The organism is Hymenobacter sp. DG01, from assembly GCF_006352025.1.
Taxonomy (GTDB): Bacteria; Bacteroidota; Bacteroidia; order Cytophagales; family Hymenobacteraceae; genus Hymenobacter.
Genome location: NZ_CP040936.1, coordinates 2,180,728 through 2,202,923, shown reverse-complemented (window position 1 = coordinate 2,202,923; position 22,196 = coordinate 2,180,728). Strand labels below are relative to the sequence as shown.

Sequence of the window (22,196 nt, the reverse complement as noted above, 5' to 3'; positions counted from 1 at the left end):
TTGGGTATAGCTTTCGGGCTACCCCTGTCCTGCGGGCCGGGGCCGATTGCGCAGCCCTGTTCAGATCAGCTTCCCTCATGACCTACCGATACGCCGCGCCGCTGCTGTTGCTACCCCTTTCCGTGGCGGCCCAGCGGCCCGTTCCTGCTACCCCTCCCGATACCTCCATGCTCCGGCCCCAGCTGCTGCCCGAGGCTACTGTAACCGGCTACGGCCAGCAGCTGCCCCTGCGGCGTACGGCGGCCGCGGTAGGCGTGCTGGATGCCCGCGTGCTGGAGCGGTTTCCGCAGAACGCCCTTACGCAGGCCGTCAATACCCTGCCGGGGGTGCGCCTGGAGGAACGGGCCACGGCCAGCTACCGCCTGAGTGTGCGGGGCAGCACGCTTCGCTCGCCGTTTGGCGTGCGCAATACCAAAGTGTATTACCAGGGCCTGCCCTTCACGGAAGCGAGCGGCAGCACTCCCCTGAATATCCTGGACCCGGCCCTGCTGGGCGGAATTGAGGTGATAAAGGGTCCGGCCGCCAGCGTGTACGGAGCCGGTACGGGCGGAGCTGTGCTGCTCACGGGCCGGCGGCCGACCCCAGGCCAATCCAGGGCCCAGGTAGGGTTTACGGCCGGTAGCTTTGGGTTGCGGCGCTACACAGCATCCGCCGAAACGGGTACCGCCACCGGCTATCTACGCGCTGCCTATGCCCGCCAGACCCTTGATGGCTACCGCCAGCAAAGCGCCCTGCGCCGCGACGTGCTGACCCTGGACGGGGAGTGGCAGCCCACCGACAAGCAAACCCTGGGGGTGCACGCTCTCTATTCCGATATCACCTACCAACTGCCCGGCGGCCTCACGCGGGCTCAGTTTCAGGCCAACCCCCGCCAGGCCCGCCCCGGCACGGCCACCAGCCCCGGTACCGTGGAGCAGCGTGCCTACTACGCCTCCCGCACGGCGCTGCTGGGCGGCACCCACGAAGTCCGCTTTTCTGAGCGGCTGAGCCTGCGCACGACCCTGTACCTGAGTGGCAGCCGTATCAACACGCCGTATCTGGTAGATTTTGAGCGTAATACGGTGCTGGGTGGGGGTGGACGGGTAGTGGGTAGCTACCGCACTGCCCTGGCCGGGCGCACACTGCGCCTGCAGGCCGGTGCCGAAGGCCAGACCGGGTTTGAAAGCTCCCGCAACTACCAGAACCGCGCCGGCACACCTGGCCCCCTCCGCTACGACGATGAAATCCGGACGCTGACCGGCTTTGCCTTTGCCCAGGCCGATTACGAGCTGCCCGCCGGGCTGCTGCTCACGGCCGGGGCCAGCTACAACCGGCTGCGCTACCGCATCAGCCGCCTCTCCGACGCGGCCACCCGCCCCGATGCCTACGCCCTGGAGCGCAACTTCCGGCCCGAGGTGTCACCGAGGGTAGCGCTGCTGCGCGAGTTTGGAACTGGCTTGTCGGTGTACGCCAGCGTAAGTGCGGGCTTCTCGCCACCGACCGAAGAGGAAATCCGACCCTCCGATGCTTCCATCAACCGAGCGTTGCAGGCCGAGCGCGGCACCAGCTACGAGGTAGGTGCGCGCGGGCAGCTGTGGCAGGAGCGGCTGCGCTACGACGTGGCTTTCTACGATTTGCGCCTGCGCCAGACCATTACTACCCGTACCACCGAGCAGGGCGTGCAGCTCTTCGCCAATGCCGGCACTACCCGGCAGCGAGGCATTGAGGCGGCCCTGAGCAGCTGGCTGTGGCGGCAGGAAGCAGGGGCAGGAGCCGGCAGTCAGTCGGCGGCCCAGGGGTATGGCCTGCGCGCCTTCGTAAGCTACGCCTACAACCACTACCGCTTCGGGAGCTATGAAAGCGGGGGCAACAACTTCAGTGGCAACCGCCTCACGGGCACGGCCCCGCATACCCTCACCACCGGCCTCGATTTCGCGGAGCGGCGGGGCTTCTACCTCAATCCCACCATCAACCACCAGGCCCGCCTACCCCTTAACGATGCCAACACCGAATACGCGCCCGGCTACTGGACCCTGGGCAGCCGCGCCGGCTGGCGGCGGGAGCTGTTCGGGGCGCTGGCGCTGGATGTGTTTGGGGGGCTGGAAAACGCCACCAACCGCCGCTATTCCCTCGGCAACGACCTCAACGCCTTTGGGGGGCGCTACTTCCAGCCCGCGCCGGGCCGCAACTGGTATGCCGGTACGCAGCTGGGGTGGCGCTGGTAGCAGCATCTACCAGCCCGGTTCGGTTCTGCCTGTGCCTGCCGACGAGAGGTAGCAAAAGCGCGCCGCCGGATTAATCCAGGGAGGGTAGCAACAGCATGGGCAGCTGCCCGTGCAGTACCACCTGCGAGGTAATGCTGCGGTTGAAGAGCTGGCCCAGGAAGCTGCGGCGGCGGGCTACCAGCACCAGCAAATCGGCCTTGGTTTCGGCGGCGGCCTGCAGAATGCCCAGCGGCACCCGCCGATGCCGGACGCCGTGGCAGTGCACCCGGAAGTTGTTGCCGGCAAGCAGACCGCTTTTGGTCACGGCCTCCAGCGCATCCTGGCAGGTGTCACTGTTTTCGGGCTCTGCTACGTGCGTAACCATCAGGTGGGGCTGCAGTTTCTGCAGCAGTGCCTGCACCCCCGCCGACTGCTCTTTCAGGTTGAAGCTGTTGTTATCGGCGGCAATAGTCACGCAGTGTGGCGGCACAGGAGCCTGTGAGCCGGAGGGCACCACCAGCAGGGGTGTACGCGTAGCCCGCAGCAGCTTCAGGGAGGTAGTGCTGACCAACTCATCCGGGGTAGTATCAGTGGCGGGCTTGCCCAGCACTACCAGGGCGGGGCTGTGGCGGCGTACGGCATCGGCCACGGCGCCTTCTACCCCATCAACCGCCGACTCAACGGTGGTGCTAACACCCAGGGGCTGCACCCGCTGCTGCAGGGCCGCCGCGATTTCGCCTTCGCTCAGATGCCGGATGCTGCCATTGAATGCGTCCGGATCAAGCAGGGTTTCGCGCCGGATGTGCAGCACAACCAGCGCGGCCTCTACGGCGGCCGCCAGGGTAGCCGCATAGCGTAGGGCGTGGTCGGCGGCGGGGGTGAAATCGGTCAGGACAAGGAAAGGAGCTACCATAGGAGTGGATGGTTGAGAGAGCGGAGCCCCGATATACGTAAAATCGCCGCCAACGTCAGCAGGTGAGGCCCCGAAACCCGCTCCAACCGGTGGAGTAGGCCGCTACCAAGCCGTAACACGGCTTTCCAACCCTTGCCGCAAAACTCGGCTGTAACGGTTATGCCGGCCATAGGCAGCGCCCGGGCGTTACCGGGGAGCTATAACACGGCTTGGTGTTAACTGGCAGCTGGCAAAAAAGAGCAGCCCGCGCAAAGTGCCATTGGCATTTTGCGCGGGCTGAACGTTGGGGCAAGCCGGCGGGGGTAGGGGCCGCTAGCGGTTGTTGTCGTCGATGGGGTTGTTGAAACCCGGGATATCCAGCTCGTCGCGGCGGCTCATGTTGTCGGCGTCGGGGCCGGCGTTACCGGCTCCATCCAGCGGAATGCCTGTGGTTTCTTCTTCCAGGCGGGCTGAGGTGTCGAGGGTGCCTTCTTCGTCGCGCTTGTAGCTGTATAGCTCCTCGCGGTGCTTGCGTTGCTCCTCCGTCAGGTTAGCGCCCGAGTCGGGGTTGAGAGCGGCAGCGGGGTCTTGGTTTGGTTCGGTAGCCATAATCAAAGGAAAGTAAGGAAGCGGGCGCGCGGACCAGCCTGGGCTCGGCCCGCGCCGCTTCGGAATAAACAGGTCAGAAAAGCGGAGCTATTTGTCCTTATCGGAAGCCTCGAAATACGGGCCTTCATTGCCTGAGCCAGGAATCCCGCGCCCTTCATCGGGGCGGAAGGTGCTGAACTCATCGGGGTTGTCGTTTTTGCCCACGTTGGGGTTGGTCGGCTTTTCTTCGTCCTCGAGGGCGGGGCCGGTGCTGTGGTTAGCGGGCTCGTTGGTTGCCCAGTTGCGGGTGCCGCCCCCATAGCGCGGGTCGTCCTGGGCCCAGCCTTCGCGCTGCACGCCATATTCAGCATCGGCTACCTCGCGGGCCAATGATGGATCGAGGTTCTGGGGGACGCTGCCGCGCTGCTCCGGAAAGGCTACCGACGGTGCAGCCTGGCCGCCTTGCGTGATGCTGTCCCCCTGCCGGGCCTGGGTAGCCGCCGCTTCCGTAGGCTTGCCAAACTCGCCGTACTGCGGCGTGTGGTGGCCGGCCTCGGGAGAAGTAGGCTGGGTTGAGTCCTGGGGGGTGAAATCGGGGTTTTCGGGGGTATGTGCCATAATATGGATGTAGAAAGAGGAGGGAAAGAGTACGGCAGCGGCCAGGGGTGAATAGCCGGTGCTGCTTCTCTTACGTAAATACTTGGCAAATGGCGATACTGCTCTGTTCCGCCGACTTGTTTTGTCCTACCTCATTATCCTACGCATGGCTTCTTCCGTCACCCACAACGCTTCTGATCAGGAATTTACAATTGTTCAGGATGGCTACACCGCTGAGCTGGCCTATAGTTACCCCGCCCAGCACGTCATCGATTTCACCCATACCTTCGTGGAAGAGGGGCTGCGCGGCCAGGGCGTGGCCGAAAAGCTGGCCCGGACCGGGCTGACCTACGCCCGGGAGCACCGCCTGAAGGTGCGCACCAGCTGCGAGTTTATGCAGCACTTTGTGGAGCAGCACCCCGAGTACAACGAGCTGCTGGACGAGGCCGCGGCTTAAAAGTGCCTCCGGCTGATGCTACCATGCTACCCCCCGGCGGGCCGGCGACCTTCATTCTGCTTCTCCTGGCATTGGCTAAGGGCGAAAAAGCACGGAGGTTGCCGGCCCGCCGGGGGGTAGGCTTTTTAGAAGCGGCCGACATAGCTTACCCAGTGCAACGCAGCTATAAAGGCCGAAAAAGAGAAATGTCTGATTATAAGATATTTTTAATGTGGTATTAATTTTTGCCACTCCGAAATGAGCTACCTTTCCTAAAAGGATTTTCTGGCCTTTCGTGGTGCCTGCTGCTATGCTGACGTTTCATGTCCTGACGGATTTCTCGGCTACGGCCACCAACGCGCTGCACTACGCGGCGGGGCTGGCCCGGCACGTAGGCGGGCAGTTACGGCTGTGGCATGTGCTGCCCGAAGCCGCCGGCCCTTGTTTCCATGTGCTCCCGGCTGCTGCTCGGGCCCCTGAGCTGGCCCTGAGCCAGCTGGCGGAACAAGTAAGCCAACAGGTGCCCTGCAGTTGGGAAATAGTAGCCACCGACCCCCTGGGCCACCTGCGCGCCGCCATGGGCACCGCGGCCGGGCATGTGCTGGTGGTGGGCAACGGCAATCCGACCAAGTCCCTGGCCTCGGCGGCTACCAGCACCGCCCTGTATCTGGTGAGCCAGCTGGCCCAGCCGCTGCTGGTAGTCCCGATTACGTTTCGGGCGGGGCCGGTGCCGCGGCGCATTGTGCTGGACACCGACCGGCGGGCCGTGCACCTGCCCCCGGCCGCCCAAACCATCCCCGACCTACTGGCCCAACTCACGTACTCTCGCTACCCCCTGGCTCTTACCCACCTGCCCACCGACGTGGATCATCTGCTTACGCGCATCATTCCGGAGGTGGTAGGCATTCATGTGTACACCAGCGAATCGTCGCCGGAAATCGGGGAAATAGCCACCCAGCTTCGCCTGATGGGGCTGCTGCGCGGGGTGGCTCATACGGTAGCTACCAGCCGCTACCCCAGCATTGAGCAGGGCATTCGGCGCACGGCCACCCGCCACCATGCCGAGCTGCTGTCTTTCGTGACGCGCAAACGCACCTTTGCAGGCGTGCCGTTTCCACGGAACGTTACGGCGGGCTTGCTGGCCCACAGCACTATTCCGGTCCTCACCATTGCGGAGGTATAAGCCGGGCTGCTTTTTACAATTATCGTATTGGATGAGTGGAGAATACACCGCATGTACCTAACGGCCCGCACTGCAATGCGGGCCGTTTTATTTTACCCGGCGCCGCCTACCAGTCTGCCCACAGTAGGCACTTGACGGCGAGGGGGTAGGCGAAAACTGAAAGCCCGGCAGCCACACTCAGAACAGAGTGTAACTGCCGGGCTTTTGAGCCGGCTTATGAAAAGCCTGAGCGGTTTAGTGCTGCACGGCTACGCGGCTGCTGTAGCGCACCCCGCCGGCCAGTACCCGCACCGAGTACAGGCCGTTTGCCAGCGTCCGGACGTCGAGGGTAGCGGTTTCGGCGCCGCCCAGAGCCTGGGTACGGGTAAGCACCAGCTGCCCCAGGGCATTGTAGAAGCTGATAACGGCATCCTGGCGACCCCGCAGCTCGGGCAGGCGCAGCTGCACATTGCCGGCGGCCGGGTTCGGGAACAGCTCAATACCCATGTTCAGGGGAGCCGCGGTGGCGGTGGCGGTTACCGTGGTGCAGTTGCTGATGTGGGTGCCTACGTTGGTATATACATCAGCGCCCAGGGCCTGCCAGCCATCCTGAGACTGGCTCCAGCGGGCTTGGCCGCGGCTTACGGTAGGCTTGCGCACCAGGGTATTGTCGCGGGTTGAGCCGCCGGGTACGGTCCAGGCGTTGTTGGCCGGGGTCTGGCCGATTACCCCAATCACGTCGAGCGTATCCGAATCGGAAAACAGCCCGATAGCCTGGGGACCATTAAAGAAGCCTACCCCCGACTGCAGGTCGGTCTGGGCCAGTACTACCGGTGAGGTTACGCCCGTGTTGGCAATAACGTACACGTCGCCGGGGGCGATAATGCCGGTCAGGCTGGCGGTTTGCGAAGGGGTAGTGGAGCCAGCGGGGTAGAGGCGCACCTGCACGCCTTCGAGGCTGATGGCGGCCGGCGAGGGGTTGAAAATCTCCAGCACTTTGGTGTTGCCCGCCACGCCTTCTACATACTCCGAGAAAAAAAGATCTGTGCAGGGCGAGCCCACCGGAGCCTGATCATCGTTCTGGATAGTGACAACGTGAGCGGCCGGCGTGCCCAGCACGGCCCCGCCGGTGGAGGGGGCACCCAGCACCAGACGCAGCGTTTCGTTGGGCTCAGGCTGAGCGTCTCCGATTACCGTCAGGGTTACCGCCTGAGTTTGCGAGGCCTGCCCGGGCGCGAAGGTTACGCTGGTCGTATTCAGGATATAGTCGGCAGGGCTGGTAGCCGTAGTGCCGGCCGCGCTTACCGATACCGGAATGGTTACCGCCGCGGTGGGGGCGCTGCCACTGAGCGTTACGTTCACTGTATAGGTGCTGCTCGTGCCGGCGTAGCCCTCCAGCAGGCTGCCGCTGGCCGAGGCAAACGAGATAGTCGGCGCCGGACCGTCGTCATTGGTAATGGTCAGCTCATGGGCGGCCGGACCGCCCACCGCCCCGCCCTCCGAGGGCGTACGCAGGGTCAGGACCACCGTTTCGTTGGCTTCGGGCTGGGTGTCGCCGTTCAGAGTTACGGTTACCGTCTGGGAGGTTTGGCCGGCGGCAAACGTCAGGGTCTGGGGAGAGGCGAAGAAGAAGTCCTGGCCGGCGGTGGCGGTAGAGGTAGCCGCATCCAGGGTTACCTGCACGGTCAGGAGGGTGGTAGGAGCCGGCGTTACCGAAACGGTAGCCGTGTAGGTGCTAGTGCCGGCGTTGCCTTCTGGGGCGCTGCCCGTAGCGGTAGCGAAGAAGAACGTGGGCAGAACCTGGAAGCCCCAGGCCCGGGCCACCAGGTCGGGGTAAGTGATGTAGGGGTTGAAGTTGCCCTGGCTTTTGGCCACGCGGCGGTTTCGCTCCCGCTCCCGGGCATCCACTGGGTCGGCCAGGTGCCACTGGTAGAGGGTCTGCAGGTCGGCGGCAGCCGTAATTACTTCCTTGCCCGCGTCAAACTTCTGCCCCTGGTGCATGGTGTAGAAGTAGAAAATGGCCCGGGCCAGGTTGCCCTTGTGGTCTTCGCGGGGCTCAAACTGCGTGTCCGTATCCTCGCTGTACTCATTGATGTTGGCCGTCGGGATGCTCGTCTGGCTCTGGTTGTTGCGCATCCAGAGGCGGGTTTGCGCATCCGGAATTTCCGCGAACGGGTCGGAGCCGCGGTTGCTGTTCCAGGTGTCGTAGGTCGGGAACAGGTGGTGAATGTCGGAGCGCATACGCACTACCTCGTCAAACCACGACTGGGGCACGGTATGCTCGCAGTTGATGCGCGTTACTACGCCGGGGTTGGTGCTGCTGGAGTCCAGGGGGGTGTTTTCGGTGTAGCCTGAGTACACGCATACTACCTTACCATCCTGGTTGTCAACGTAGTTGTACATGCGGCCCCGGGCCGCGTTGTAGCTCAGCTCAATGCGCTTGCCATCGTACCAGTTCTGGCGCAGCCAGGTTTTCAGGTCCTGGCCCTGCAGGGTGGTAGGCGGGGCCGGCGGAAGGGTTTGGGCCACGGCCGAACTCAGAGTGAGTGCCAGGCCTGCCAGCCAGGAGAAAAAGTGTTTCATAGAGGCAAGAGGGTGTGGTAAAGAAAGGCAAGCGGCAAAGGTCGGAAATCCTGTCCGCACCCCTAAGGTACAAAAGCCTCAACCGGGTTTCGTAACAATTACGTAACATACCCGCCCTGCCCACCTGCTTTACGTTGCTACGCAGAAAAGCCGGCCCCGTTTCCGGAGCCGGCCTTATACTATGAGCGGGCAACAGGTTTATTTCGTGGGCATTAGCACCGTGTCAATAACGTGCGTTACGCCGTTCTTGGATACCACGTCGGCAATGGTAACGTTGGCCATGCCGCCCTTGGCGTCGTGCAGCATCACGGTGTTACCCGAGCGGTGCACCATCAGGGTTTCCCCTTCCACGGTGGTCAGCATCTGCCCGTCCTTGAGGTCGGCGGCCAGCAGGCGGCCGGGCACGACGTGGTACGTCAGAATGGTGGTCAGCTTCTGCTTGTTTTCGGGCTGAATAAGCGTGTTCACGGTACCGGCCGGCAGCTTATCGAAGGCGGCGTTGGTGGGCGCGAAAACCGTGAAGGGACCCGCACCCTTCAGGGTTTCTACCAGGCCGGCACCTTTTACGGCGGCTACCAGGGTCGTGTGCTCGGTGGAGTTCACAGCGTTATCTACAATGTCCTTGTCCGGGGTCATCATGGCACCGCCTACCATCACGCCCGCCCCCGATGACGACGACATCGACATGTTCTTCATGTCCACGCCTTTGCGGGGCTTGGTGGTGGCCTTCAGCTTGGCGCCGTCCTCCGATTCGCCTTTAACCTTCACTTTGCCGTCGTCGGCAACTTTGGTTTTGGTGGTCATGCCACCTTCCTTGGTTTTGGTTTTCTCGTCGTCCGATTTGGTTTTCATCTTGCCCTGGGCCAGGGTGGTGCCGGTGCTGAAGGTGAAGGCCAGAGCCAGGGTCGAGAGCAGGTACTTGTTCATCGTGTGTGAGAGGTTGGGGTGAGGATCAGGGGTAGGGGCCTGCCGCCTCGGGCGGGAGGCCAGGATGCCGCTTTATACGCAGGAGCTTGCGCTTAGATGCGCGGGGCCGGCAGCCGGATACTGAATTCGCTGTACTCACCCTCCTGGGAGCGGGCCGAAAGCGTGCCCCCGTGGCCTTTGGTCACAATATCGTAACTCAGGGAAAGGCCCAGGCCGGTGCCTTCGCCCGGTGGTTTGGTCGTGAAAAAGGGGTGAAAAATCTGGTTTAGTACCTGGGGCGCAATGCCCGTGCCGTTGTCGTGCACCTGCACCAGCACCTCCCCGGAGTTTTTCAGCCGGCGCGTGCGCACGGTAAGCGTGGGGCGGTAGCTGCCCGGAGCCATGCCCCTGATTTTTTGCTGCAGCGCGTACAAAGCGTTGGTAAACAGGTTCAGCAGCACCCGGCCCAGGTCTTCGGCCACTACTTCCACCGGCCCCAGCTGCAGATCGAAGTCGGTGGTGAGGGTGGCATTGAAGCTGGGGACTTTGGCGCGCAGGCCGTGGTAGGCCAGGCGCAGGTACTCGTCGCAGAGGGCATTCAGGTCGGTGGGCTGGCGCTGGCCGGTGCCGGCCCGGCTGTGCTGGAGCATGGCCCGCACAATGCTGCCGGCGCGGTCGGCGTGCTCGTGCACCTTTTGCTGGCTCTGGGTCAGGTCGTCGAGAAGCAGAACCACGTTTTGCTGCGCTTCCTTCGACAAGGTTTCGGTGGCCAGCGCCTCGCGCAGCTCCTGCACCATTTCCAGGCCTACCTCCGAGAAGTTATCCACGAAGTTGAGCGGGTTCTGGATTTCGTGGGCAATGCCGGCCGTGAGGGCCCCCAGGCTCGCCAGCTTTTCCTGCTGCACCAGCTGGGCCTGGGTGGTGCGCAGGTGCTGCAACGACTGGGCCAGCGACTCATTCTGGCGGCTGAGCAGGGTTTCCTGCTGCAGATTTTCGCTCCGGAAATAGTACACCACCAGAAACAACGTCAGAAAGCACAGGGCCACGTTGATGTTGTAGAAGTAGGCGCTGCCCGGCACGTACAGCGAGAAAGTAACGACCGTCATGGCGTAGCGCACGGCGAAGTAGGCGGCCACGTTCACCAGAAACAGAAACGCCAGCTTCCAGAACGTGCGGAAAAAGAGCATGCCCACAATGCTGTTGGTAATCAGGAAGTACTCCACACCGTTGTAGCGTCGCACCACGGCCGTCAGGGAGCAGATCAGGGTCACGCTCAGGATGTTATAGTAAGCCGAGGCGTCGTAGCGGTGGTAGTAGTTCAGGACCAGGGGCGGCAGGTGCAGCACCAGCCCGGCCAGGCAGATGCGCAGCGTCAGCCAGTCGGGCGAGTTCAGGTACACCAGCACGTAGCCGGCGTAAATACCGATGGTAATCCAGCAGATGCCGTTCAGCAGGTGAAGCCGCTTGAGCTGCCACACCGTGAGGCCGGGCTGCACCCCCAGGTTAATGGCCCGCCACCACCAATGGCTCAGCCAGGCACCCACCCGCCCCCTGATGGTGCGGGCAGCGGGCCAGGAGCGCAGAGAGGAGGAAGGAGCAGACATGAGGATAGAAACCGCGGCGAAACTGAGCCTGCTGGCCCCAGCCGCCGCCCCGGAACCATGGTCCACCTCAGCCCACGCCTGTAATTATGTTGAAGCCAGACCCCCCAGATGGCCAGAAGCCCTGGCTTACTTCACCATTTCGCCCACGGCCAGCACCCTGATTTTCTCGTTTTGGAGGCGCAGGCGCTGGCAGAGCACCCGCAGAATGTTCTGCAGCACCTCAGCGCACTCTTCCATCACATCATAGAAATCTTCCTGATCGAGGCGGAAAGCAACCACCGGGCCCTGGGCCACGGCCGAGGCCGAGCGCGGCTCGGCATCCAGCAAGGCCAGCTCCCCGAAAAAGTCGCCCTCATGGAAAACCGCCAGCTGGTGCTCCTCGGTAAAGATGCCCACCTGGCCGGTATAGATGATGAACAGGGAAGTGCCCAGGTCGCCCTGGGCGAAAATCCGGTGCTGATCCTCGAAGCTTACTTCCTTCATGATGGGCACAATGCTGCTGAGCACGTTTTCGGGCGTTTCGGCAAACAGGGAAGTGTTTTTCAGCAGCAGCACCCGCTCCACCGCCGACACGCGCGGGGCTGGGGGCGCAGGGTTGGCCGGCCCGCCCGGGGTAGGGTAGAGGCTGAGCCAGTGCTCATACACGGCGGGGTAGCGGGCCGGCAGCAGCTCCAGCACATCCTCGGCGCTTTCCCGCACCAGCACGTTGGCCGCCTGCAGGTACGCACGGAGCGTGGGCACGGTAGCCGGGGTAGGCTGCCACTGGCGCAGGGCCACGCTGATGGTCCAGGGGGCAAAGGCCTCTTCGCCCCGCTGCAGAATTGTGGTCAGGATGGACTCCGGCGGCACGGGGCCCAGCAGCTGATCAAAGGTCTGGACCTTTTTGGTGAGGCGGCCTACCTCCACTAGGGCCTGCAAGCCCTGGTACAGGGGGCGTGGAATCAGGTTGTCGAGGATTTCGAGGGCGTTGGCCTGCCGCTCCTGGCCCACGCGGGCAATGCTGCGCTGGGCGTCGAGGATGGGCTGACGGTCGTAGAGCTGCAGCAGCAGCCCGAACAGGCGCTGCTGCACCTTGCTCAGCTCGTATTTCAGGCAGGAACGCAGCTCCACGTGGGCTCCCAGCATGCCGTGCAGCAGCAGCTGGGCCAGGCGCATTTCCTTCTGCATCAGGTGCTGAAACAGCGGCGCGTCGGTCATGACTGTATCGAAGCGAGTAAGGGCCTGCAGGGCGGCCGCACGCCGGGTCAGGTTGGTTTGCTGGGCCAGCATCACCAGCACGCGGCGCGCGGCCGGGGTAGCCAGGCGGGCACACACGGCGGTTAAGCGGCGCAGCAGGGGGTAGTCGGTGTGGCGGTGCACGGCTTTTTCCAGGGTAGGCAGCGCAGCCGCGCCCATGCCCACCAGCGCATCGGCCGCCGGTTTGCGCACGGCTTTTTCCTCCAGCAAATCAATAAGCAGGGCAATAACCTCGGGCCCGGGTACCTGGCTGGCCGCAGCCACGGCTGCCTTTATAAGCCCCGGTTCCAGACTGTGCAGGCAGCTGCGCAACAAGGCTACCTGCTGGGGTGGGGGCATCAGGTCCAGCAGACCCAGGGCCGTTTGGCGGTGCTCGGCCTCCGGGGCAGCGGCCAGCTCGTGCAGGCGCGCCAGGGCAGCGGGGTGGGTGGGCTCGGCCCGCAAACAGCTCCTAATGGCGGTCTGCTGCACCGCCGCATTGGGGTGGTACAAGGCCTCGGCAGCGGCGGCCGGCAAGGCAGAGGCCGGTAGCCCGGCGCCAGCCTGGACCAGAGCACCGGCTTCTTCCAGCGGGTCGGAGGCATCCGGCATCTCAAACACGCTGGTCGGCGGCCCGGCAGGCGGCTGGTTGGGAAACCGACGACTAAGCACTGTTTTCAGCTCCGCGAGGTAATACTGGTGCGTGCGCTGGAGCAGCAGTATGGCCCCCAGCAGCAGCAGGCCCATCCACAGGAAAGGCACCCAGGCCCCAAGAGCAGGTGCCGCCTGCACCGCCAGCAGCAGCAGGCCCGTCAGGCCCATGCCCACCGGCTCGTAGAAACCCTTCACCAGCGTATGACCCTTCAGGCGCCCGGGGGGCGAAAGTGGCTGAAACAACACCAGAAACACCGGCTCGAACACGGCCCGCCGCAGCACTTCCAGCCCCAGATACAGGCCGCAGAAGTACACCAGCTGGCCACCCGGCCCTACGCCCAGCAGCTGCAGGCCCCCAAACAGCACTACCCCGCCCAGGGCCGTGAGCGGCAACAGCAGCAGGGTGCGGGGCAAGCCCAGCCGATCGAGGCCGTGGCGCGTGAGCACGAGCTTGCCCAGCATGGCCAGCCCGTAAGACAAGGCCAGCACCCCACCTACATACTGCAGAATGGTGGCCTGCTCCAGCAGCTTGTACTTGACATTGATAAAGAAAAAGTACTCTACGCCCGTAGCCACGCCCGCCACGGCCAGCCAACTCAGGCCCATGGACACCACTAGCAGGTTGCTGCCCGGCAGCCTGCTCAGCAGAGGCGAGGCAACGGGTTGAACCGGCCGGGTGGGGGTAGGACGGGCTTCTACCACGTGCGCCCCGAAGGTGAGGTGCTGGGTGTAAAGTGCCATTAGATACGCCCCAAAGGCCAGTATCAGCAGAAAAACCAGGTCGGTGCGGGCGTGCACAAAAACCGCCAGTATGGCGCCCAGGGCCTTAGCGGGCATGTCGCCGGAGCTGATGACGCTGAACAGGCGCCGGCCTTGGCGCACATCAAACACCACCGCCGACAGCCCCCAGAACTCCAGGTTGGTTAGCAGGTAAATAATGCGGTAGCCCACCATGAGCAGCACGGCCGCGCCCACGGCGCTGGCCTGCAGTAGCACCAGGCCGCCCAGCAGCCCCGTGAACCCAATGGCCGCTACCAGCGTGCGGCGGGCCAGCGTCTTGAGGGGCCAGGCATGCTCGCAATAGGTATAGGCTTTGGCTACCCCTACCATGCCCAGGGCCCCTAAGCCATAGGCCAGGGGCAGGTTACGCTCGGGGTGGTGCTCCAGCAGCAGCACGTTGGCTACTACATACACCAAAATGGTGCCGATGCCCAGCAGGAAGTTATGCAGAAAGAACAGCCATACCGTCTTCGCCTCCCGCGCCCGCACCCCCAAAAACTGCTGCCATGTTTCCATTGCCGTACTGCTGCGTAAAAGCCTGATATAACCCAGGAGGTGCTACCGGGCCGGTTTTGCTACCCTGCTCCGCTAGTGGAGCGGACGTTTCTTGATCAGGCCGCCCCGGATGTCGCTCACGCTCTGCATCACAATGAAGGCGTGGGGGTCCAGCTTGCGAATCTCATCGGTCAGATGAATTACCTCCAGCCGCGTCACAACGGTGAAAATGGCCTCGATGCGCAGGTGCTGGTGGCCGTGGGAGCCGAAGCCGCGGGTGCACTCATACACCGTAGCCCCGCGGCGCATCTTGTCGGTAATCAGCTGGCGGATGGCCTCACTCTGAGCCGAAATGATGGTCAGGCCGGTGTACTCCTCAATGCCGGCAATAACAAAGTCCACGGTTTTGGCCGCCGAGAGGTAAGCCAGAATGGAGTACAGGGCCGTTTCTACGGAAAGCAGCCAGGCCGCCACCCCAAAAATGATGATGTTGATAATCAGGATGATGTCGCCGATGGAGCCTGGCAGCTTCTTGCTGATGTACACCGCCAGAATCTCGGTGCCGTCCAGCACGCCCCCGCCCCGCATGGCCAGGCCTACCCCTGCTCCCAGGAAAAACCCCCCGAACACTGCAATCAGCAGCTTATCCTGAGTCAGGGAGGGGAAGGAAACCACCAGCAGCACCCCGGCTAGGGTCAGAATGGTGAGCAGGGTTTTCAGGGCAAAGCGCGGACCTATCTGGAAGTAGCCCAGAATGATGAAAGGGATGTTGATAATCACAATCAGCGCCGACAGCGAAATGCCCGTTACCTGGCTCACCAGCAAGGAAATGCCCGTTACTCCGCCATCAATAAAGCCGTTGGGCAGCAGAAAAGCCTTCAGCCCCAGGGCCGCGCAGAACACCCCCACCAACAGCAGGGCTCCGTGCCCGAGCAGCTGCCGCACCCACTGCCCCGACAGCCGGTACAGCAAGCCATAGTCGCTCTGAGGGGCCAGGGTAGCTTCCAGAGCCGGGGCCGCTGCCGGCCGGGGTGCGCGCCGGGTGCGTAAGCGCAACGGAATAAGTTGCTCGATCAGCATGATGCACTGCGTACTTGGGATAGAAACGCGGGGCCGGCGCGTTGCCGGGGCCGCCTGCGCACAGAAATTTTCCCAAGCAATGGCCGCCGCTTCGGGCTGGGCCGGTGAAAACTTCCGCGTCCTTCACTACCTCTCACTCACGCTTAGCTGACCGATGGTGCCAGCCAAGTCCCGGGCTCCGTGGCAACCTTCAGGAGCAGGCCAGCTAAAGCTGTAACCAGATTCCTGAGCGATGCGCACTCTTCTTGTTTTCTTGGAAGAATAAAAATAAAGATAAAATAGATGATATGCAGCAAAGGGCAATACTTTATTCCGAAATTGCTTTTCCGCGTGACTTTCCTATGGCCGAGCCCTACAGCGGCAGCACAATACTGAATTCCGTAAACTCGTTTGGTTCCGTGTTTAAAGTGAGCAGGCCACCGTGGCCTTTGGTAATGATATCGTAGCTCAGGGAAAGGCCCAGGCCGGTGCCCTCGCCGGTAGGTTTGGTGGTGAAGAAGGGCTGAAAGATTTTGTCTTGAATGGCTGCCGGAATCCCCAGGCCATTATCGCGCACCTTAATTACCGCCTGCTGGCCCCGGACGCCGGTGCTTACCGTTACCTCGGGGTGGTACAGGGGGCCGCTCTGCTGCTGGCGCTGCCGCACAGCGTAAAAGGCGTTCAGCAAAAGGTTAAGCAGCACCCGCCCTACCTCCTGGGGTACCACTGATACCGGGCTTATGCCCGGCGCGAACCGGGTAGTAAGGGTGACAGTAAAGTTTTTGTGCCGGGCCCGGGCGCTCTGGTAGGCCAGCTGCAGGTATTCCTCGCACAGGGCGTTGAGGTCCGTAGGCTTCCGCTCGCCGGTGCTGGCGCGGCTGTGCTCCAGCATACCCCGCACAATGGCGGCCGCGCGCTGCCCGTGCTGGGTAATACGAACCAGGTTCTGCTTCAGGTCGGCCAGCAGCTCGGTTTCCAGGGCCGAGCGGCCGGGGGCTTGCTGCTGCTCGGCTTCCAGCTCTGCCAGCAGCTCACTGCTGACTTCGGAGAAGTTATTGACAAAGTTGAGCGGGTTCTGGATTTCGTGGGCAATGCCGGCCGTCAGCTCCCCCAAGGAGGCCATCTTTTCTTTCTGGACTAGCTGGGTTTGGGTGGTGCGCAACTCTTGCAGGGCCTGCTCCAGGCTGTTGCGCTGGGCTACCACCTCGGCCGTGCGCAGGGCTACCTGCTGCTCCAATAGCTCGTTCTGCTGAGCCAGCAGCAACTGCTTTTCCTGCTCCTGGCGCAGCCGCCGGTGCTGCTCCCGAATCAGCACGCCCACGATGCCCACGGCCAGCAGCAGCAGAATAGGCCCAATAAGCAGCAGCGGCAACAGGTTTTCTGGCATGGCGGTAGCCTAAGGTTCTGGCAGAAGGGCCCGGCAACAGGTAAGCAGCCTGCCGGGGGCTTAAACCGGGCTCCAGCGGGAGGGGCGGGGTAGGCGAATACCGATCAGGGAGCGGCCCAGCAGGCGGTAGCGCCTTGAGGTTCGGGAGCTGTAGTGCAGCCAGCTGGGCAAAGCCCGCCGGGGCGCCACGCTCAACGGAAACAGCTGAAACATCCAGGCCAGCAGGGCCATGTGCACTGTCAGCAGTAGCATGTCGGGGGTAGTAATCAGCGTATCCAGCCGAATAAGCGTCGGCTCATCGTAGCCAGCGCTGTAAATAGTATTGATGGCCACGTAGCTGACAATAGAGCTGGAGCAGTACACCAGCACGGCCGCGCTCAAAAAAAACTCCGGCTGACTTTCCAGCGTGCGCTCCAGAGAGGCATTGCGCGTCAAGTACAGCACGTGCAGGAGGGCCAGTAGCAGCAGTAACGCGCAGCCAAAAGCCTGCGAATAAGTATTCACGTTGGTAAACAAGCCGTTCAAGGCGGCATCCAGTACGGCTACCCCCAGAAACAGCAGCAAGCCTCCACCAATCAGCACATGGTACTGCCTGGGCAGCAAGTGCTGGTAAGTGCGCAGCAAACAGCAAACCAGCACCACCGTAGCCGTATGGTACACATACACGTTGTTGCGGAAGGCGAGGCGGCTGAAAATATCCAGGAAATATAGGAGTGTCCTGATGCCCACGTAATAATACACGGGCCGAAACGCCGCCGGAATATGATGCCGTCGTACCCATGCGCAAGCAAACGGCAACAGGGGAGTTGCTTCCAACGTCCGGTTCAGTACGTGCAAGCTCGCCCAGATTTCCATTCGGCAGGCGTTGAGTGGGCTTATGGGTGATAGTACGGGCTGGTCTTATCACAGTTAGCCGGGCACTTATCATCAGAGCGAACCACGAGGTAAGTAGCAGTCGTCACGCCTTGCTTATCCGTAGTCGAAATCAAGTCTTTCGGTCCGTCTTTCTCCTGGCGGGTACCCACGACAATCAGGTAGGGCTCTCCCTTCTTTTTAGCCTGCGCCAGATAGATACGCACTCCGCTGGCGCCTTCCTGGTGAATGACAGAATCTAGCACCGAGCCAGAAATATAGTAGGCCTGTGCATATCGGTTCGTGTCGTGATCCTGCCGGTAGTAGCCGGTTTGCCCTCTCAAACCACGTTGCACCTGCGAGTTCCGTACCCCTCTACCGCCCGGAAATTCAGGCTTTTTCACTTGGCTTGCCCCGCCTTGCTGCATACCGGTGGGCTGCTGAGCCGCGGCGGGTTTGGTGCCACAGCTGCTAGTAATGCCGCAACAGGCAGCGGCCAGCATTCCATTCAGAAGATAACGCCAGATTTTCATCGTATCAGAAGATTAAGACGATCTGTAGCCAGCATCCGGCGCAACCGCATGTGCCCGGGTAGAAATGTTTTCTATGATTAATGTAATAATAATTATTCAAATAATTAAAAAATTGCCAGTGGGTTGCCTATCGGATGTTCTCATAGGCAAACGGTAAAACAAAAAGCCCCTCGCCTGAGCAGGCAAGGGGCTTTTACGTGGTGGCGCCAGGAATCGAACCTGGATCAAGAGCTTCGGAGACTCCCATACTATCCGTTGTACTACGCCACCAGGGTAGTGTAGTGGGTGGCAAAACTAGAGAGAAAATGCGGGGCTGCCAAACAGTAATCCGCATTTTCCGCAAAATCCTGTACAGCTCGTCGGTAACCTTCGGCGGCTCAGGGCAGTTAAATTCGGATACCAACATCACCTGAACCTATCTTGTATGGCAAGCACCGAAAAAAAGACCCTATATACGGCCGATGCTACGGCCATCGGCGGCCGCAGCGGCCATGTGCGCTCCGCCACCGGCATCATTGACCTGGACATGTCGGTGCCGGAGGGCCTGGGCGGCAAAAAAGGCGCCACCAACCCCGAGGAGCTATTTGCCGCTGGCTACTCGTCCTGCTTCCAGCAGGCTCTGCTGGTTATTGCTCAGAGGGCCGGCGACCGTCTTGATCCGCAAACGGAGGTCAAATGCTCGGTTTCCTTGTTCCAGGATGGCGAGGCTTACGGCCTGTCGGCGGTGCTGGATGTGGATCTGAAAGCCTTCGACCGGGAAAAAACCATTGACATGGTGCGTCAGGCGCACAAAATCTGCCCGTACTCGGTGGGCACCCGTGGCAACATTGAGGTAGAACTGCGCGTGCAGGGCGAGCCGCTGCCAGTGCAGGCCGAAGAAAACGCAGGCGTAGCCGCAAACGGTGGCGTGCAGTAACCCGTGCCTTCCGTTACCCATCTACAAACAGCAGGCCCGGCTACCAGAGTAGCCGGGCCTGCTGTTTGTAGATGGGCACCCGGGAGCCAACTAGCGGGTCTCTTCGGTGCCGGCCGCCAGCCAGTCGGTGTTGGCAGGCGGGGCGTAGAAGGTAGCTACCGAGTTGGTGTAGCGCATATTATGAATGGCTTCGGTGCGCTGAAAAATAACGGGCTTGTGAGCCCCCAGCGGCACAAGCATCAGTCCGGTGCGTGCCGATTTCACCCCGTAGCGGTTGTCCATCACGGTGTCAAAGTAAAACAGGTACTGATCCACCCACTTGAAGTACGATTTGGGCTTGGCCTCGGTGGAGGTCAGTACGCCGAGGGCCGGATCATCGGCCAGCAGGGCCTGCTGGAGCTCCACGGCGTTCAGGGGCTTGTCGTGGAGCAGCGGAATAATATCGGCCTGAGCATCTACCATCACCCATTTGCCCAGGTCGGGCAGCCAGGCCTCGGCCAGAGCATGGCCGGCGGCCGAGGCTTTGGTTTGCACGTTGGCCGCTTTCAGGTACAGCGGCCGGGCCGGAATACCTACCGCGTTAAAGGCCGCCGCCAGCACCAGCCCAAACTCTACGCACTGCACCTGCTGGCCCAGCATGGCAGCCTTCAGAATGGCAAACGGATCTTGGGACTGAAACTGTTTGTGCCCGTCGTGGCTTAGCCGGAAGTGCACCCAGCGGCACAAGGCGCGGGCCCGGCCCAGGTCGGTAGTTTCCGAGGCCACCACCTGATCCAGACCATACATTTCCCGGAAGCGCGTCAGGTAGTCTGATTTGGGCGAGCTGTACTGGAAGGGGTAGGGGACCGGATCGAGGGTAGTGAGGTAGGGGTAGGGCAGGCCGGCTCCCGGCCCGGTCTGGGCCTGAGTAGGAGAACCAAAAAGGCTGAGGGCCAGCAAACAAAGCGTAAAAGTCTTCGCGGACATAGTAAAACGCTGGTGAGTTGCTCTAAACGGAAGGAAACCGGGCCGGGTTGGTGGCAGGCAAACAAAATGCCCACCCGGTAAACCAGGTGGGCACTGTAAGGTACCAGAAAATATAGGAAAAAACCTATGAAATGCCCTGTTCCGCAAGCACTTCTTTTACTTTCTGGGCAGCATCTTTCAGCAGCACAGCCGAATATACTTTCAGGCCGCTCTCATCAATGATGCGGGCGCCTTCCTCGGCGTTGGTGCCCTGCAGACGTACAATGATGGGTACGTTGATGGTGCCGATGTTTTTGTAGGCTTCCACCACCCCGTTGGCTACCCGGTCGCAGCGCACGATGCCCCCGAAAATGTTAATCAGGATGGCCTTTACGTTCGGGTCCTTCAGGATGATGCGGAAGCCAGCTTCTACGGTCTGGGCATTGGCTCCACCCCCTACGTCGAGGAAGTTGGCCGGTTCACCGCCCGAAAGCTTGATGATGTCCATGGTAGCCATGGCCAGACCGGCGCCGTTCACCATGCAGCCCACGTTGCCGTCGAGCTTCACGTAGTTCAGGTTAGACTCCGAGGCTTCCACTTCCAGCGGATCTTCCTCGTTGGTGTCGCGCAGGGACACGAAGTCCTTGTGACGGTAGAGGGCGTTTTCGTCGAGGGTTACCTTGGCGTCCACGGCCAGAATCTTGTTGTCCGAGGTCTTCAACACGGGGTTGATTTCGAACATGCTGGAGTCGGTGTCGTCGTAGGCTTTGTAGAGGGCCTGCACAAACTTCACCATCTCCTTGAAGGCCTCGCCTTCTACGCCCAGGTTAAAGGCAATTTTGCGGGCCTGGAAGCCCTGCAGCCCCACACGCGGATCAACGTGCTCCTTGTGGATTTTCTCGGGGTGCGCCTCCGCTACCTCCTCGATGTCCATGCCACCCTCGGTGGTGTAGATGATGACGTTCTGGCCGGTGGTGCGGTCCAGCAGTACGCTCATGTAGAACTCCTTGGTTTCCGACTCGCCGGGGTAGTACACGTCCTGGGCCACCAGTACGCGGTGCACTTTGCGGCCTTCGGCGCCGGTTTGCTTGGTTACCAGCTGCATGCCGATGATCTGGCCGGCAATTTCTTTTACCTGCTCCAGGTTCTTGGCGAGTTTCACCCCGCCCCCTTTGCCGCGCCCGCCAGCATGGATTTGGGCTTTGATAACGTGCCAGCCGGTGCCGGTTTGTTCGGTCAGCTTTTTAGCAGCTTCAACGGCTTCTTCGGCCGTATCGGCCACGATGCCTTCCTGCACGCGTACGCCGTAACGCTTCAGAATGTCTTTGCCCTGATACTCGTGAATGTTCATAGAGGTCAGTTAAGGGTCCGGTATGGGGGTGGTTTACTAGGCGCGAAAGTAGGCAGTTTTCCGTTGCCAGTTGCCAGTTGCCGGTTAGGAGGGTGAGTTTTTACCTGCACTAACCTAAAAATGAGCCGATAGTTATATGAGCCCTGCTCGCGCCGGGCAGCGGCAGGGCGGGTTCCGGCCCGGCACTGCCCAAAACCAGCCGGGGTATTTCCGCCGGGTGGGCACTACCGCAACGCGCTACATTCCGTAGATTTGTTTCCCGTACCCGTCGGGCTCACTTTACCTGGTTCCGTTTTGCTGCAAGCCATCAACATTCGCAAAAAATACAACACGCTGGAAGTGCTCAAGGGCATCGACCTTACGATTGAGAAATCGGAAATCGTGTCCATCGTTGGCTCGTCGGGGGCGGGAAAAAGCACGTTGCTGCACATTCTGGGCACCCTCGACAACCCCGACTCCGGCGAAGTGCTCTTTGACGGCGAATCCGTCAGCTCCCTGGGCCGCTCCGATCTGGCCCGGTTCCGCAACCGTCACATCGGCTTTATCTTCCAGTTTCATAACCTGCTGCCCGAGTTTACGGCCCTCGAAAACGTGTGCCTGCCGGCTTACCTAGCCGGCCGCTCCGAGAAGGAAACCCGCGTGCGGGCCCGCGAGTTGCTCGGGATGCTGAACCTGGAGCGCCGCGCCGACCACAAACCTTCCGAAATGAGCGGGGGCGAGCAGCAGCGCACGGCCGTAGCCCGGGCCCTTATCAACTCCCCCGAAATCATCTTCGCCGATGAGCCCTCGGGCAACCTCGATTCGCAGAATGCCCAGGAGCTGCACCAGATTTTCTTTCTGCTGCGCAAGGAGCTGGGCCAAACCTTCGTCATCGTGACCCACAACGACCAGCTGGCCGAAATGGCCGACCGCAAGATTACCATGAAGGATGGCAACATCTGGGAGGGGTAGGAGAGCGGAACTATAACATAGCAGAAATTGATTATTAGAGGAGCGGCCATCTAATGGCCGCTCCTCTTTCTTTTGCTACCTATCCGGGGCCAGCCCAATGCCGGAGG

Annotated in this window: 18 protein-coding genes and 1 tRNA gene; 5 read left to right on the top strand and 14 right to left on the bottom strand. The window is 61.7% G+C overall.

What is annotated here, in order from left to right; all coding sequences use genetic code 11:
- The first annotated feature begins 77 nt into the window (after positions 1 to 77).
- On the top strand, positions 78 to 2,204 hold the full coding sequence (locus FGZ14_RS09230; protein WP_180754574.1) for a TonB-dependent receptor plug domain-containing protein: 2,127 nt from the start codon (positions 78 to 80) through the stop codon (positions 2,202 to 2,204).
- 70 nt (positions 2,205 to 2,274) lie between these two features.
- On the opposite strand, the gene FGZ14_RS09225 is transcribed toward FGZ14_RS09230, so the two are convergent.
- From FGZ14_RS09225 to FGZ14_RS09215, 3 genes are all read right to left on the bottom strand, one after another.
- Positions 2,275 to 3,096 (bottom strand): universal stress protein, encoded by an 822-nt coding sequence (locus tag FGZ14_RS09225; RefSeq protein ID WP_139923545.1) that lies wholly within the window; start codon positions 3,094 to 3,096, stop codon positions 2,275 to 2,277.
- 312 nt (positions 3,097 to 3,408) lie between these two features.
- Positions 3,409 to 3,684: a hypothetical protein gene (locus tag FGZ14_RS09220; RefSeq protein ID WP_139923543.1), complete on the bottom strand. Its 276-nt coding sequence runs from the start codon at positions 3,682 to 3,684 to the stop codon at positions 3,409 to 3,411.
- Positions 3,685 to 3,771: 87 nt separating this feature from the next.
- The gene (locus FGZ14_RS09215) at positions 3,772 to 4,281 is read right to left on the bottom strand and encodes a hypothetical protein (RefSeq protein WP_139923541.1); all 510 of its coding nucleotides are present in this window, start codon (positions 4,279 to 4,281) and stop codon (positions 3,772 to 3,774) included.
- 145 nt (positions 4,282 to 4,426) lie between these two features.
- Between FGZ14_RS09215 and FGZ14_RS09210 the strand changes: the two genes are divergently transcribed.
- Positions 4,427 to 4,717, top strand: a complete 291-nt coding sequence (locus FGZ14_RS09210) for a GNAT family N-acetyltransferase (RefSeq protein ID WP_139923539.1) — start codon at positions 4,427 to 4,429, stop codon at positions 4,715 to 4,717.
- A 289-nt stretch (positions 4,718 to 5,006) separates the two neighbouring features.
- On the top strand, positions 5,007 to 5,879 hold the full coding sequence (locus FGZ14_RS09205; RefSeq protein WP_139923537.1) for a universal stress protein: 873 nt from the start codon (positions 5,007 to 5,009) through the stop codon (positions 5,877 to 5,879).
- Positions 5,880 to 6,113: 234 nt separating this feature from the next.
- Here FGZ14_RS09205 and FGZ14_RS09200 read toward each other — a convergent pair whose 3' ends face one another.
- From FGZ14_RS09200 to FGZ14_RS09160, 9 genes are all read right to left on the bottom strand, one after another.
- Positions 6,114 to 8,441 (bottom strand): endonuclease, encoded by a 2,328-nt coding sequence (locus FGZ14_RS09200; RefSeq protein WP_139923535.1) that lies wholly within the window; start codon positions 8,439 to 8,441, stop codon positions 6,114 to 6,116.
- A 198-nt stretch (positions 8,442 to 8,639) separates the two neighbouring features.
- Complete coding sequence (locus FGZ14_RS09195) at positions 8,640 to 9,137, bottom strand: fasciclin domain-containing protein (protein WP_257883409.1); 498 nt, start codon at positions 9,135 to 9,137, stop codon at positions 8,640 to 8,642.
- A gap of 323 nt (positions 9,138 to 9,460) precedes the next feature.
- Positions 9,461 to 10,951 (bottom strand): sensor histidine kinase, encoded by a 1,491-nt coding sequence (locus FGZ14_RS09190; protein ID WP_139923531.1) that lies wholly within the window; start codon positions 10,949 to 10,951, stop codon positions 9,461 to 9,463.
- A gap of 126 nt (positions 10,952 to 11,077) precedes the next feature.
- Complete coding sequence (locus FGZ14_RS09185; RefSeq protein WP_139923529.1) at positions 11,078 to 14,116, bottom strand: cyclic nucleotide-binding domain-containing protein; 3,039 nt, start codon at positions 14,114 to 14,116, stop codon at positions 11,078 to 11,080.
- Positions 14,117 to 14,188: 72 nt separating this feature from the next.
- On the bottom strand, positions 14,189 to 15,175 hold the full coding sequence (locus tag FGZ14_RS09180; RefSeq protein WP_139923527.1) for a YitT family protein: 987 nt from the start codon (positions 15,173 to 15,175) through the stop codon (positions 14,189 to 14,191).
- A gap of 352 nt (positions 15,176 to 15,527) precedes the next feature.
- The gene (locus FGZ14_RS09175; protein ID WP_139923525.1) at positions 15,528 to 16,541 is read right to left on the bottom strand and encodes a sensor histidine kinase; all 1,014 of its coding nucleotides are present in this window, start codon (positions 16,539 to 16,541) and stop codon (positions 15,528 to 15,530) included.
- A gap of 60 nt (positions 16,542 to 16,601) precedes the next feature.
- On the bottom strand, positions 16,602 to 17,396 hold the full coding sequence (locus FGZ14_RS09170) for a hypothetical protein (RefSeq protein WP_139923523.1): 795 nt from the start codon (positions 17,394 to 17,396) through the stop codon (positions 16,602 to 16,604).
- 20 nt (positions 17,397 to 17,416) lie between these two features.
- Positions 17,417 to 17,659 carry a hypothetical protein gene (locus tag FGZ14_RS21915; protein ID WP_219601111.1) on the bottom strand — a complete coding sequence of 81 codons (243 nt, stop codon included), beginning with the start codon at positions 17,657 to 17,659 and terminating at the stop codon, positions 17,417 to 17,419.
- Positions 17,660 to 18,124: 465 nt separating this feature from the next.
- Positions 18,125 to 18,196: transfer RNA gene (locus tag FGZ14_RS09160), tRNA-Arg, on the bottom strand.
- A gap of 154 nt (positions 18,197 to 18,350) precedes the next feature.
- On the opposite strand from FGZ14_RS09160, the gene FGZ14_RS09155 reads away from it, so the two are divergent.
- Complete coding sequence (locus tag FGZ14_RS09155; RefSeq protein WP_139923519.1) at positions 18,351 to 18,842, top strand: organic hydroperoxide resistance protein; 492 nt, start codon at positions 18,351 to 18,353, stop codon at positions 18,840 to 18,842.
- Between the two features lie 90 nt (positions 18,843 to 18,932).
- Here FGZ14_RS09155 and FGZ14_RS09150 read toward each other — a convergent pair whose 3' ends face one another.
- The gene (locus FGZ14_RS09150) at positions 18,933 to 19,808 is read right to left on the bottom strand and encodes a transglutaminase family protein (protein ID WP_139923517.1); all 876 of its coding nucleotides are present in this window, start codon (positions 19,806 to 19,808) and stop codon (positions 18,933 to 18,935) included.
- Between the two features lie 124 nt (positions 19,809 to 19,932).
- On the bottom strand, positions 19,933 to 21,138 hold the full coding sequence (sucC, locus tag FGZ14_RS09145; RefSeq protein WP_139923515.1) for an ADP-forming succinate--CoA ligase subunit beta: 1,206 nt from the start codon (positions 21,136 to 21,138) through the stop codon (positions 19,933 to 19,935).
- A 294-nt stretch (positions 21,139 to 21,432) separates the two neighbouring features.
- Between sucC and FGZ14_RS09140 the strand changes: the two genes are divergently transcribed.
- Positions 21,433 to 22,089 carry an ABC transporter ATP-binding protein gene (locus FGZ14_RS09140; RefSeq protein ID WP_139923512.1) on the top strand — a complete coding sequence of 219 codons (657 nt, stop codon included), beginning with the start codon at positions 21,433 to 21,435 and terminating at the stop codon, positions 22,087 to 22,089.
- Positions 22,090 to 22,196: the final 107 nt, after the last annotated feature.